Origin of the sequence: Nonomuraea sp. NBC_00507 (genome assembly GCF_036013525.1) — a bacterium.
In the GTDB taxonomy this organism is placed as follows: Bacteria; Actinomycetota; Actinomycetes; order Streptosporangiales; family Streptosporangiaceae; genus Nonomuraea.
This window is the reverse complement of record NZ_CP107853.1, coordinates 7,409,959-7,423,006: the sequence shown is the minus strand read 5'-3', so window position 1 is coordinate 7,423,006 and position 13,048 is coordinate 7,409,959. Positions and strand designations below refer to the sequence as shown.

The following is a 13,048-nucleotide window of genomic DNA, read 5'->3' as shown; positions in this document are numbered from 1 at the left end:
TCGGCTAGCCCTTGACCGCGCCGAGCATGACTCCGGAGACGAAGTACCGCTGGACGAAGGGGTAGACCGCAAGGATGGGGAGGACGGTGAGCATGATCGTGACCGCCTGGATGTTGGCCGCGGCCGCCGACACCTCGGACATCACGGCGCCGGCGGACTCGGCGCCGGTGGCCCCTGCGATGAGGTTGCGCAGGTAGATGGTCACCGGGAACAAGTCCTGCTCGTTCAGGTACAGGAACGCCGTGAACCACGAGTTCCAGAACGAGACGGCGTAGAACAGCACCATCGTGGCGATGACCGCTTTCGACAGCGGCAACACGATCCGCCACAGGATGCCGTAGGTGTTGAGGCCGTCGATGGCGGCGGCCTCCTCCAGGTCCTTCGGCAGGCCCTCGAAGAACGCCTTCATGACCAGGAGGTTGAACACGCTGATGGCGTTGGGCAGGACGATGGCCCAGATGGAGTTCGTCAGCCCGAGGCTGTTGACCAGCACGTACTGGGGGATCAGGCCACCGGAGAAGATCATGGTGAAGATGGCGATCCAGACCAGCACCGTGCGGCCCTTGAGGTGCTTCTTCGACAGCACGTACGCATAGCAGGTGGTCAGCAGCATCGCGATGGCCGTGGCGACGACGGTGTACACCACGGTGTTGCGGTAGTTCGTCCAGAACATCGGGTCCGAGATCACGAGCTCGTACGTCTTGACGTTGAACCCGCGCGGGAAGAAGTTGACCTGCCCGGAGACGATGTACCGCTCGTCGCTGAACGAGCGCGCGATGATGTTGACGAAGGGATACAGCGTCACGATCACGACGCCGGTCAGGATGACGGCGTTGATCCCCTGGAAGAGGCGGTAGCCCCGGCTCTTGACGGTCGTCACCACAGGCCCGTCCCTACTGTGCGGCGGGAGATGAAGTTGGCCGACACGATCAGCACCACCCCGACCAGCGCCTCGAACAGGCCGATCGCGGCGGCGTAACTCATGGAGCTGGACTCCACGCCCATGCGGTACAAGTACGTGGTGACCACGTCGGCGGTCGGATACGTCAGCGGGTTGTACAGCAGCAGGACCTTCTCGAAGCCCGTGGCCATGAACGTGCCGAGGTTGAGGATCAGCAGCGTGACGGCCGTCGGGCGGATGCCCGGCAGGGTGACGTGCCAGATCTGCCGCCACCGGCTCGCGCCGTCCATCCTGGCCGCCTCGTAGAGCTGCTCGTCGATGGTGGTCAGCGCCGCCAGGTAGAGGATGGTGCCCCAGCCGACCGTCTGCCAGACCTCCGAGGTGACGAAGATCGTGCGGAACCATTCCGGTTTCTGGATGAACGGGGTGGCCTCCCCGCCGAACGCCTTCACGATCTGGTTGATCGGCCCGTCGATGGCCGTCATCTGCATGACGATGGCGGCCACGATGACCATCGACAGGAAGTGCGGCAGGTAGGACACCGACTGCAGAAACCGCTTGATGCTCCGGTTGCGTACCTCGTTGAGCAGCAGCGCCAGCACGATCGGCAGCGGGAAGCAGAACAGCAGGGTCAGCCCGCCGAGGATGAGCGTGTTGGTGAACACGCTCCAGAACGTCGGGTCGTTCAGGAACATCTCCACGTACCGCAGGCCGACCCAGGTTTCGCCGAAGATGCTGCCGCCGGGCTCGAACTTCCTGAAGGCGATGACGTTGCCGAGCATCGGGGCGTACCGGAAGATCAGGAAGAACAGCAGCGGCAGGATCGCCAGCGAGTACAGCTGCCAGTCGCGGCGTAAGGCGTGCCGCCAGGTGCCCGGCTTGGCCCGCCTGCGCCGGCCGGGCTCCGGGCCGGCCGGGCGGGTGTCCCGCGGTGGATTCTCCAGCGTTGTGCTCATCCCGCGCCCTCCGGTGTGACGCCTGCTGTGGCCAGCAGCTTTCTGTGGTGCCCGACCTCGCGTTCGGCGCCGGTCAGCCGCAACGGCACGCTCGCCGCCGTCTCGGCGCTGGAGCGGCCGAAGCGCAGCTCGACGTCGCCGGGCTCGACGACGCGCCGGCCGCGGACCCCGGTGAAGGACGTGATGTCGGCCGGGACCGTGAAGGACACGCGTGCGGCCCGCCCCGGCTCCAGCGGGACGCGGACGTAGCCGACCAGGCGCACCACCGGCCTGGTCGCCTGCGCGACCGGGTCGTGCAGATACAGCTGCACGACCTCCGTGCCGGGCCGCGAGCCGGTGTTGCGCACCGTGATCTCGACGGTGACCTCGCCGTCGACCGGCCACTCGGCCGGTCCCCGCACGCCCGCGTCGCTCCAGTCGAACGTGGTGTAGCCGAGCCCATGCCCGAACGGGTACGCGGGCGTCGGGTCCACGGACGACACCTCCGAGCGCCGGCCCAGCGGCGGCGACAGGTACGTCGACGGCAGGCCGCCGGCGTCGCGGAGCACGCTGACCGGCAGCCGCCCGGACGGGTTGACCGCGCCGGTGAGCACCTCGGCGAGGGCCTGGCCGCCCCGCTGGCCGGGGAAGAAGCCGTAGACGACGGCCGCGGCCGCGTCGGCCTCCGCGTCCAGCGCGTACGGGCGGCCGGCCAGCAGCACCAGCACCACGGGGGTGCCGGTGGCGAGCACGGCCCGCACGAGCTCGGACTGCACGCCGGGCAGGCGCAGGTCGGTCGCGTCGCAGCCCTCGCCGGAAGTGCCGCGCCCGAACAGTCCGGCCCGGTCGCCGACGGCCAGCACGCACACGTCCGCTTCCGCGGCCACGGCGGCCGCGGCGGCGATGCGGGAGGTGTCGTCTCCGGTGATGTCGCAGCCCGCCGCGTACGCCAGGTCCGGGACCATCTCGCCGAGGGCCTCGCGCAGCGACGGGATGTCCACCCCGAGCCCGTGCTCGGGGTGCGGGCCCACGTGCGCCGGGAAGGTGTAGCAGCCGAGCATCGCCATCGGGTCGTCGGCGACCGGACCCACGAGAGCGACGCGCCGCCCGGCGGCCAGCGGCAGGATCCCGCCGGTGTTGCGGAGCAGGACGATGGACTCCCGTGCCAGCCGCAACGCGAGGTCCTGGCCGGTCTCGTCGTCGAGGCGCAGCCCTTCGACGTCCTCGGGAAGCGCTTTCCAATTGGGGTCGAGGAGACCCTGCTCGGCCTTCTGCATGAGCACCCGGAGCAGGGCGCGGTCGATGAGCGCCTCGTCGACGTCGCCGGCCTTCACCGCCTCGATCAGAGGGGCGCCGAACGTGTCGACCGTCGGCAGCTCGACGTCGATCCCGGCCCGCAGGGCGAGCCTCGCCGCGTCCCCGCCGTCGGCGGCGACGCCGTGCAGCCGCTCCAGGAACCGGATCGCGAAGTAGTCGGAGACGAGCGTGCCGGAGAACCCCCATTCGCCGCGCAGCAGCCCGGTCAGCAGCTCCTGGTCGGCGGCCACGGGCAGGCCGTCGATCTCGGCATAGGAGTTCATGACCGACCGGGCGCCGCCCAGGCGCAGGGCCATCTCGAACGGCGGCAGCACGGTGTCGGCGAGCTCGCGGCGGCCCATCGCCGCAGGGGCGTGGTTGCGGCCGCCGCGGGAGGCGGCGTATCCGGCGAAGTGCTTCAGCGTGGCCACGACGCCGGCGCCCTCGATGCCGCGCACGTAGGCCGCACCGATGGTGCCGACGAGGTACGGGTCCTCACCGATCGTCTCCTCGGTACGGCCCCAGCGGTAGTCCCTGGTCACGTCCACGACCGGGGCGAGACCCTGGTGCACGCCCGCGGCCCGCAGCGACCGGCCCACCTGCCCGGCCACCTCCTCGACGAGCTCGGGGTCGAAGGACGCGCCCCAGCTGAGCGGCGCCGGGTAGACGGTCGCCTTCCAGGCGGCGAACCCGGTCAGGCACTCCTCGTGCACCTGCGCCGGAATCCCGAACCGGCTGGCCGCCATGATCTCTTCCTGGGAGGCCGCCAGCGAGCGGGCGCCGGCGACGGGATCGACCGGCGCGGTCCCGAACGGGCGGGTCAACTGGCCCAGCCCGTGACGGATGACCTCGTTCCACTCCACGCCCGTCATGTCGGATTGGTGCGGCGCGACGCCTCCCCCTGAGGCATCGGCGCCGACCCACACGCCGACGAGCTGGGCCACCTTCTCCTCCAGCGTCATGAGCGGGACGAGCGCGGCGGCCCGCTCGGCGGGCGACAGCCGCGCGTCCTGCCACGGCGCGGGCTCACCGGTCGCCGGGCTCGTGTCGTTTGGTACCTGGCCCCTCATGCCGTCCTTTCGACCGGTGATGTCACCGAAACTTTCGAGAAGATTCGTTAATATTGCGGCAACTTATGGGGCGTATTGAATCGTGTCAAGAGGTTCGTCAGCGGTTGTGTTGCTAACGCAATTTGGCGCGTTCGCGCGGGTCACAGCCTCAATAAGCGCAACCTTCAACGACAAATTGCCGGAAACTTTCCGGCAATAATGTCCGGACATGCCGGGGACAAGTTGCCGCTCGGTCTCCCGCCGCCGAGTCCGCGCACGGACCGGCGGCCCGTCTCACGAACCGCCGGCACCCGCGTCGTAGGTGAACCAGTCGAAGGCGGCGCTGCCCTCGGTGGCGTACATGCCGATGACCCGCCCCGTGAAGCCGGTGGCCACCTCCGTGGACACGTACCGACCGTCCAGCTCGGCGAGCAGCACGTCGTTGGCGGAGAAGGCGATGGTGTCCGGCCCGCGCGCCTCGACGCCCACCGGTCCGGCGACCGGCCCGGTCGCGGTCGGCGGCAGGATGTCGTGGGTGCGGATGTCGATGGCGAGCGTGAGCGGCCCGGGCGGCACGGGGTGCTGGGCCACGCACTGCCGCAGCGGACCGATCCGGGCGATCAGCCGCGCCTGCCCGTCGCTCACCTCCAGGTCGTAGTGGTGGGCTTCGTCCATCCGCACCGACAGCCCCGCCCGCGACGACGGGCCGGGATCGAGCCGGGCGGTGACGCGGCAGTCGTGGTGCTGCTGGCGGCGGCCGATGAAGGTGTGCCCAGGGCGGTCCAGTGTCGGCCCCGTGGCGTGCAGGGTGAGCCAGCCGGGCCGTTCGGTCAGCGACCAGGAGCCGTCGGGGCGGCTGCGCGGCGAGACCCAGCACGGCGCCGGCGTCTCGTCGTCGAAGTCGTCCCGGGCCGGCGCTTCGGGGAACGGGTGCCAGGCGGCCGGCGCGGGAAGGCGTTCCTCCACCGGTCCCGCCACCGGCCAGCCGTCCACCCACGTGACCGGGATGAGGAAGGTCTCCCGGCCGAGGACGTGGAAGTCGGGGCTGTGGCCGCGCGGCCGGGTGCCCAGCAGCACCATCCACCAGCTGCCGTCGGCGGCCTGCACGAGGTCGGCGTGCCCGGTGCTCTGGATCGGCCGCGCGGTGCCGCGGTGGGTGAGGATCGGGTTGACCGGCCCGGCTTCGAAGGGGCCGCGGGGCGAGCGGGCGCGGGCGATGGAGACGGCGTGGCCGCGTTCGGTGCCACCCTCGGACATCAGCAAGTACCACCAGCCGTCCACCTGATACAGGTGCGGCGCTTCAGGATATTTCCCGCCGGTGCCCGACCAGATGGGGTACGGCCCCTCCAGGATCTTGCCTTCCTCCGGGTCGATGCGCGCGACCTGGTTCCCGGAGACGGCGCTCCAGCACGAGCCGTCCTCGTCCCAGGCCAGGTCGGGGTCGACGCCGGGCAGATCGATCCAGACGGGGTCGGACCAGGGGCCTTGCGGCCGGTCGGCGGTCACAATAAAGGTGCCGCTGCCGTCGACGTTCGTCGTGATCAGGTAGAACCGGCCGTCATGGTGCCGGATGGTGGGCGCGTAGATCCCGCCGGAGGCGGACGCCTCAGCGGGCAGGGAGAGCTGCGAGGGCCGGTCGAGCACGTTGCCGATCTGCCGCCAGTGCACGAGGTCGCGGCCGTGGAAGATCGGCACGCCGGGGACGTACTCGAAGCTGGAGCAGACGAGGTAGTAGTCCTCGCCGACCCGGCACACGCTCGGGTCCGGATGGAACCCGCCGATCACCGGGTTGTCGTACATGCGCACGTCAGAGGTGTCCTTTCCGACCGGCCTCGCCGAAACTTTCGGCAGGTAGCCGATCATCAGGTCGGGACTCTAGGTGCGCTGCTCGACACTCGTCAAAGGCTGTGTCCGGCGGGTCCGCGCCGGTCAGCCGCAGTGCTCGAAGGGGCTCGTGTACGTGGCCGTGCCGGCCTTGCCGCCCCACTTGACGCACTTGTCCGCCGCGGCAGCCCGGACTGGTCCGGCGTAGTAGGCGAAGCTGCCGCTGTCGGTCACCCGGGGCTTGCCCTCGACCTCCAGGTACGCGCTGGTGGCGGTGGCCGTGCCGAGCGACGTCTTCTTGATCGTCGCCACGCAGTTGTTGCCATTGGCCGTGTTGTACAGCAGGAACACGGTGCCGGCCGTGCCCAGCGCCGCCGAATCGATCACTTTGTAGCCGCTGCCGCAAACCGACTCCGGCGTGTGCGGGTTGGCGCCGCCGCCACCGCCACCGCCGCTGCCGGTGACGTACTGCATGTACGTGGTCCAGTTCCAGTGCGGGCCCGGGTCGGTGTGGTCGGTGCCGGGGACGGCGTGGTGGCCCACGATGTGGGTGCGGTCCTTCGGGATGCCGTACCGGTCGGCGATGTTGCGGGTCAGCGCGGCAGAGGCCCGGTACATGGCGTCGGTGAACCACGTCGCGTTGTCCACGAAGCCCTCGTGCTCGATGCCGACCGAACGCCTGTTGAAGCTACCGGCGTGGAAGGCCCGGTCCTTCTCCCTGACCATCTGGGTGATGGCACCGTCGGAGGAGCGGATGACGTAGTGCGCGGAGGACGGGTTCGCTCGGGGACCGTTCTGGAACCAGGAGATCGCCCCGGCATACGAACCCTGCGTCACGTGGATGACGATGCGGTCGATCGTGTCGCTGGTGGGGCGATGGGAGACCGCGTAGTTGCTGCTGTGCGCCGGCACCCACCTGGCGCCCGGGTAGTCCGTGTTCGCGGCCAACGCGGCGGGTCCGTCCAGGTCCTTGGCCTTCGCGTACGGGCCGCGCTGCGGCTCGACGGCACGCGGCTGCACCGTGACGGTCTCGCCGTCCGGGGTGGTGGCTTGCACGCCCTCGGCCATCAGGTCGTAGACCGTGTCCGCGTACAGGCGGGCGACGTCGGGCGAGGAGGCGTTGCCGTACGTGGCGACCGCCTGGTACCACTGCGCCGGGTCCTTGCGGGCGGCGGCGCTCACCCCGAGGTCGTCGGCGTGGGCGCGGAGCACGGCGGCGCCGCCGGCGATGTTGGCCGCGTCGTCGCTCTTCAGCTTCGCGACGCTCTGGCCCGTGAGCGTGGCCGCGCGGGCCAGCGCATCCGCCTTGGGGTTGCTGACCAGGTGCATCACGCCGTAGCCGCCGCTCGCGCTGGGCGCGCCGTCGTGCCCGTCCAGGTGGGTCTCGGCGTACGCCAGCGACACCAGCAGGTCACGGGGTACGTCGTAGGTGGTGGCCGCCTTGGCGAACGCGCCGGCGATCGGGTCGGCGGCCGCGGTCGCCTGGCCCATGAGCAGCGGGAGCGGCAGTAACGCGCCGGCCAGCACCAGGGCTGAGCGGCGGAATCGGGGCTGCACAGATGTTCTCCTCGACGTGTGATGAACGAGTGAGGGAGCGGCCGCCGCGCGCAGGCGGGCACGGCGGCCGCTCCGGGCTGAGGGCGTCAGCCGCAGTGCTCGAACGGACTGGTGTAGGTGGCCGAGCCGGCCTTGCCGCCCCACTTGACGCACTTGCCGGCCGCGGCCGCGCGGACCGGTCCGGCGTAGTAGGCGAAGTTGCCGCTGTCGGTCACCCGGGGCTTGCCCTCGACCTCCAGGAAGGCGCTGGCCGCCGAGGCGGTGCCGAGCGACGTCTTCTTGATCGTCGCCACGCAGTTGTTGCCGTTGCCGGTGTTGTACAGCAGGTAGGCGGTGCCCGCCGTGCCCAGCGCCGCGGAGTCGATCACCTTGTAGCCGCTGCCGCACACCTCCTGGGGCGTGTGCGGGTTCGTGCCACCGCCGCCACCGCCGCCGCAGGCGTTCTTGGAGGTCAGGGTCTGGTTCGGGTAGCCGAAGGTGACGCCGTTGAAGACGGCCTTGCGGATGTTGCCGGGGTAGCCGGTGCCCTGGCGCACCTCGTAGTGCAGGTGGGGGCTGATGTTGTTGCCCGGCTTGCTGGTCTTGCCGAGCGTGCCGATCTTCTGGCCCTGGCTGACCCGGGCGCCCGCGCTCACCGAGCGCACGTTCAGGTGCGCGTAGAACGTCTGCCAGCCGCCCCCGTGGTCGATCTTGACCAGGTTGCCGAAGCCGTTGGCCGAGCCCTGGTGCGCCGAGATGACCACGGTGCCGGCCGCGGCGGCGACGACGGTGTCGCCGAGGTCGGCGTCGGCCGTGCTGCCCCGGTTGAAGTCGATCTCGTACGACCGGTGGGCGCTGCTGTTGCTGGAGTTGCCCGTCCAGCTCTGGCCGCACGGGAAGGGCAGATGGAAGGCCGGCGTCGCCAGGGTCGACACGGGCGGGACCTCGACGGTGTCCGGCGGGTCGTTCGGGTCCGGCTTGGGGGACGGCGTGGAAGACGGTGCCGGCGTCGGCGCGAGCGGTCCCGCGACGGCGACCTGGCCCGACATGAGTCCGGCCACCAGGAAGAACCCCACCGTAAGCACCCCTCTGGGTCTCATACGGATCCTTTCTGCAGGTGAAACACGCGAAGCACTCGTGTTGGGAACCCAGATTGGAAATACGGCATACAGAGAACATCCAAAATCGGTATAAAGGCCGAGCCGGCATGAACGACGACCCGACGAATGGGCGCGACTGCGTCTGCTGAGGAGTAGGTGCGTTCGTAGTGGTTGACCTGCCGAATTTCGGCATTCTCGGGCCTTTGCTGGTCCGGACGCCGGAACAAATCGTCCGCATCGCCGGTAAGAAACCCAAACTGCTGCTCGCCTCGCTATTGCTGGAGGCGAACCAGGTGGTCGGCTCGGACGTGCTCATCGAGATCCTGTGGCCGGCGAACCCCCCGTCGTCGGCCGTGGCGAATCTGCGTACCTACGTGAGCTCTCTGCGCCCCGCCGTGACCGAGGCGGGGGCGCGGATCGTGGCGCACCCCTCCGGGTACGCGATCGAGCCGGCGACCGAGCAGTTGGACGTGCTGCTGTTCGAGGACCTGGTGGGCCGGGCTCGGGCGGCGCAGAGCGCAGGTGAGGCGGCAGGGCACCTTCGGGCCGCGCTGGCGCTGTGGCGCGGCAACCCCTTGGGCGACCTGCCTGCCAGCCCGCTGTGGGACGGGCGGCTACGCGCGCTGGCCCATGCGCGGCTCGGCGCGGCCGAGGCGCTGGTGGCCGCGAAGATGGCCGGCGAGGAGTACGCCTCGGCGATCGAGGACCTGCGGGAGCTGATCGCCGAGCACCCCTACCGGGAAGATCTGTGGCAGCAGCTGATCCTCGCGCTGCATCGCAGCGGGCGGCGGGCCGAGGCGCTGCACGCCTACACCACGATCCGGCGGCAGCTGATCGACGAGCTCGGCATCGAGCCGGGGCAGGACCTGCGTGACGCGCACGCCGCCGTGCTCGCCGGCGACCCTCCTCCGGACCCTGCCGGTGCGCTGGTCGCGGCGAAGTCCGGGCACGCCCTTCCCGCGCCTCATCAGTTACCTGCCGACATGCCCGACTTCACCGGCAGGACCGATGCCGTCGCCGCGCTCACCGGCGCGCTTTCTCCTCGAGACCAGGCGGCGGACGGGCCGCCGGCGATCGCCGTAGTGGTGGGCCCGCCGGGGGTGGGCAAGTCGGCGCTGGCCGTCCACTGCGCCCACGCCGTACGAGCGCACTACCCCGAGGGCCAGCTGCACCTGTGCCTGGGCAGCACCGGCCAGACCCCCGCCGACCCCGGCGACCTGCTGGCCGAGGCCTTGCGTGCGCTGGGCGTGCCGGAGGCGGCCCTGCCGGCGTCGGCGCACGAGCGGGCCACGCTATACCGTTCCCTGCTGGCCGAGCGCCCGATGCTGGTCTTCCTCGACGACGCCGCCGACGCCGCCCAGGTGCGCGCGCTGCTGCCCGGCAGCGGCAGCTCGGTGCTCGTGACGAGCCGGCGGCGCATCACCGAGCTGCCCGGGGCGCTGCTGCTGGAACTGGACGTGCTGTCGCCGGAGGAGGGCGAGGAGCTGCTGGGCCGGATCGCCGGCGCCGACCGGGTGGCCGCGGAACGGGCGGCCGCGCTGGCGATCCTGGAGTCGTGCGGGCACCTGCCGCTGGCGATCCGGGTCGCCGGGGCGCGCCTGGCCGGACGGCCCGGCTGGTCGCTCGACGTGCTGCGGCAGCGGCTGGCGGACGAGGCGACCAGGCTCGACGAGCTGTCCGCCGGCGACCTGGAGGTACGCGCCTCCTTCGACCTGAGCTACCGCCGGCTGCCGGGCGAGGCGGCCCAGGCATTGCGCACGTTCGGCTTGCTCGGCCCGGCGTCCGTGCCCGGCTGGGTGGCCGACGCCGTGCTCGACCGGCACCGCGCGGACGCCGTCGTGGACACGCTGGTGGACGTGAGCCTCCTGCGGCTGGTCGGCACCGACCCCCTGGGCCAGCCGCGTTACCGCCTGCCCGACCTGGTCCGCTGCACCGCCAGGGAGAAGGCGGGCGGGGAGGTCGAACGCGAGGCGCTCACCCGCGTCCTCGGCGGGTGGATGTCGGCCGCAGAGCACGCCACGTCCCGTCTGCCGACCACGCTGTTCAGCATGACGTCGCAGGCGGCGCCCCGCTGGAGCCTGGAGCGCGAGACCCTCGGCCGGCTGACCGCCGACCCGCTGTCCTGGTTCGACGCCGAGCGCGAGTCGCTGGTGGACGCGGTGCGCCTGGCGGCCGGTGCCGGGCTGGTGCAATCGGCGTGGGGGCTCGCCGCGACGCTCGTGCCGTACTTCGACCTGCACTGCCGCCTCGACGACTGGCAGACCACCCACCGGATCGCGCTCGACAGCGCCCGCGCGGCCGGCGACCGCCGCGGCGAGGCCGCCATGTTACGCGGGCTCGGCCAGGTCTGCCTCTACCAGGACCGGTACGCCGAAGCCGACGAAATGGTACGGAAGGCCCGGGTGATCTTCCGCGAGCTGGGCGACACGCGCGGCGAGGCGATCTCGATCTGCGGGCTGGGGGCGGTCAACCAGTTCTCGGGCCGGCACCTGCGGGCGCTGGGCTACTTCCGGCACGCGCTGGCCATGTTCCTGGCGGTGAACGACACGAGCGGGGAGGCGTACGCGCGCCAGGCGATCGGCCGGGTGTACCTGTCGCTGCAGGACCTCGGGCAGGCCTCCCGGTGGCTCGGCGAGGCGCTGCGGCTGGCCGGGGAGCTCGGCGACACCCACCGCGAGGGCTGCGTGTCCATGCACCTGGGCCGCCTGCCTGACCTGGCCGCCGAACCCGACCAGGCGATGCGCTACCAGGGCCGGGCGCTGGACATCTTCGAGACGCTGGGCGACCGGCACTGCGGTGCGTACGCCCTGCAGGGCCTGGGCGGCCTCCGGGCGGCCCGCGGCGACCGATCGCACGGCGGCGATGAGCTGCGGCGCTCGCTGGAGATCTTCCAGCAGCTGGGCGACCGCAGCGGCGAGGCGGCCGCCTTCCAGGCGCTCGGCGACCTGTATCGCTCCTCCGGCCGCACCGCGCTGGCCTCCCACTACTTCCACCGCGCCCTGGAACTGCGCCGCCGGCTGCGCGAACTCAGCCGAGATTCCCTTGGTACGTCTCCAGCCGGCTGATCGCGTCACCGGTGAAGGAACACGTCGCCGAAGCCGAAGTGCGGCGTCGGTTTGCCCATTTGACCCAGGAGGACTGGGAGCGCCGCACCCAGGGTCTGTATCGACGTGTGTCCTGACCGCCGCAGCGCGGGTGCGAAGATCATCTGTACGCTGTGCGCATGACCACTGAACACCCGCCCGACGCCGCGCCGCCGCGTACCCCCGGCGGAGGCGGTTGGCCGAAGCGGATCGCCTGGGGCGCTTCCGCGCTGTTCCTGGCCGCGTTCGCCGTTTTCGAAAGCCAGAAGTACGGCCTGCCGACCACGGCCGCCGCGCTGGTGTTCTTCCTGTTACCCGATCTGACGCGGCTCGCCGGGGTCCGCCCGCCCAGCGCTCTCCACCAGGCCGTGAACCGCGTGTGGATCCCGCTCGTGGTGCTGGTCGGCTACACCTTCGGGCCGATCGTGTGGCCGCCGCTCTTCACGGCCGGCCTGGGCTGGCTCACCCGCATCGCCCTCGATCGGACGCTCGGACGCGGGCTCGCCTCCGCCTGACCGGACGGCGGATGCCCCGCCCGTTCGCTCGGGAAAGCTGCCGGACGGCACGTTCGCGCTGGCCGACCCCACCAGGACCGACATGCTCGCCGTCTACTCGCGCCAGCGCGGCGAGGCGCTCTACACCGCTGACGGCAAGGTCGGCATCAGAGAGAAGACGGTGGTGGACTGGTGGACGATGACGGAGAAGCTGCGTGACGCCAGGGCTCACCGCGCTCAGCAAGGCCGTGGGCCAGCCGCTGCGGCTGATGCTGGTCACCTTTATCGACGCGCTCACGCCGAACGCGGGACCGCCGCTGGTCATCGGCTCGACCGGCTCCACGGACACGCCGAAGATCCTGGACCGGATCAACGCCGAAGTGCTGTTCGACCGGCAGCAGCCCGCCGAGGCAGCGGCCGGCTTCGTCAAGCAGGTCGGGGCGGCGATCCAGTGACGATCGACCGCCGGGCGCTTGCCGGCAGGCACGCGGTCGAGGTGACGCGGATCGTGCCGGAGTCGCCGCTGTCGGTCGGCAACGGCGAGCTCTGCTACACGGTCGACGTCACCGGGCTGCAGACCTTTCCGGAATCCCACCCGGTCGAGGACCGCACGGGAGCCCCGCCGGGGACGCTGCTGGCCACCATGGCGTCCTGGGGCTGGCACAGCGTTCCCGGCTCGTACGACTTGGCCGAGACCACGCGGGTGTACGACACGCCGCGCGGGCCGGTGCCGTACGTGGACATGGCCGGTGACCTGAGCGGCACGGGAGAGAAGCCCGCGTCGGCCGCCGAGTCGTGGCTGCGGGCCAACCCGCACCGGCTCGACCTCG

The 13,048-nt window shown here is 71.2% G+C and carries 9 protein-coding genes; 3 read left to right on the top strand and 6 right to left on the bottom strand.

What is annotated here, in order from left to right; all coding sequences use genetic code 11:
- Positions 1-4: 4 nt before the first annotated feature.
- The 6 genes from OHA25_RS35645 to OHA25_RS35620 all read right to left on the bottom strand — a co-directional run bounded on the left by OHA25_RS35645 (position 5) and on the right by OHA25_RS35620 (position 8,641).
- A complete protein-coding gene (locus OHA25_RS35645; RefSeq protein ID WP_327581301.1) occupies positions 5-883 on the bottom strand; it encodes a carbohydrate ABC transporter permease in 879 nt (292 codons plus the stop codon).
- On the bottom strand, positions 877-1,857 hold the full coding sequence (locus tag OHA25_RS35640) for an ABC transporter permease (protein WP_305917002.1): 981 nt from the start codon (positions 1,855-1,857) through the stop codon (positions 877-879). Before OHA25_RS35640 ends, OHA25_RS35645 begins: the two co-directional genes overlap by 7 nt.
- Entirely contained in the window at positions 1,854-4,202 is a 2,349-nt protein-coding gene (locus OHA25_RS35635; RefSeq protein WP_327581300.1) for a glycoside hydrolase family 3 N-terminal domain-containing protein, read from the bottom strand. Before OHA25_RS35635 ends, OHA25_RS35640 begins: the two co-directional genes overlap by 4 nt.
- 273 nt (positions 4,203-4,475) lie before the next feature.
- Positions 4,476-5,981 (bottom strand): glycoside hydrolase family 43 protein, encoded by a 1,506-nt coding sequence (locus OHA25_RS35630; RefSeq protein ID WP_327591087.1) that lies wholly within the window; start codon positions 5,979-5,981, stop codon positions 4,476-4,478.
- Between the two features lie 129 nt (positions 5,982-6,110).
- Positions 6,111-7,562 (bottom strand): N-acetylmuramoyl-L-alanine amidase, encoded by a 1,452-nt coding sequence (locus OHA25_RS35625; RefSeq protein WP_327581299.1) that lies wholly within the window; start codon positions 7,560-7,562, stop codon positions 6,111-6,113.
- Between the two features lie 86 nt (positions 7,563-7,648).
- Positions 7,649-8,641 carry a M23 family metallopeptidase gene (locus OHA25_RS35620; RefSeq protein ID WP_327581298.1) on the bottom strand — a complete coding sequence of 331 codons (993 nt, stop codon included), beginning with the start codon at positions 8,639-8,641 and terminating at the stop codon, positions 7,649-7,651.
- Between the two features lie 167 nt (positions 8,642-8,808).
- On the opposite strand from OHA25_RS35620, the gene OHA25_RS35615 reads away from it, so the two are divergent.
- The 3 genes from OHA25_RS35615 (at position 8,809) to OHA25_RS35605 (ending at position 12,673) form a co-directional block, all read left to right on the top strand.
- Positions 8,809-11,706: an AfsR/SARP family transcriptional regulator gene (locus tag OHA25_RS35615; protein ID WP_327581297.1), complete on the top strand. Its 2,898-nt coding sequence runs from the start codon at positions 8,809-8,811 to the stop codon at positions 11,704-11,706.
- A gap of 158 nt (positions 11,707-11,864) precedes the next feature.
- Positions 11,865-12,239: a hypothetical protein gene (locus OHA25_RS35610; RefSeq protein ID WP_327581296.1), complete on the top strand. Its 375-nt coding sequence runs from the start codon at positions 11,865-11,867 to the stop codon at positions 12,237-12,239.
- 194 nt (positions 12,240-12,433) lie between these two features.
- Complete coding sequence (locus OHA25_RS35605) at positions 12,434-12,673, top strand: hypothetical protein (RefSeq protein ID WP_327581295.1); 240 nt, start codon at positions 12,434-12,436, stop codon at positions 12,671-12,673.
- Positions 12,674-13,048 lie beyond the last annotated feature (375 nt).

Bases quoted from the DNA above. Each gene is read 5' to 3' on its own strand.
- OHA25_RS35620 (WP_327581298.1), bottom strand. From the start codon at position 8,641: ATGAGACCCAGAGGGGTGCTTACGGTGGGGTTCTTCCTGGTGGCCGGA.
- OHA25_RS35610 (WP_327581296.1), top strand. From the start codon at position 11,865: ATGACCACTGAACACCCGCCCGACGCCGCGCCGCCGCGTACCCCCGGC.
- OHA25_RS35630 (WP_327591087.1), bottom strand. From the start codon at position 5,981: ATGTACGACAACCCGGTGATCGGCGGGTTCCATCCGGACCCGAGCGTG.
- OHA25_RS35635 (WP_327581300.1), bottom strand. From the start codon at position 4,202: ATGAGGGGCCAGGTACCAAACGACACGAGCCCGGCGACCGGTGAGCCC.
- OHA25_RS35640 (WP_305917002.1), bottom strand. From the start codon at position 1,857: ATGAGCACAACGCTGGAGAATCCACCGCGGGACACCCGCCCGGCCGGC.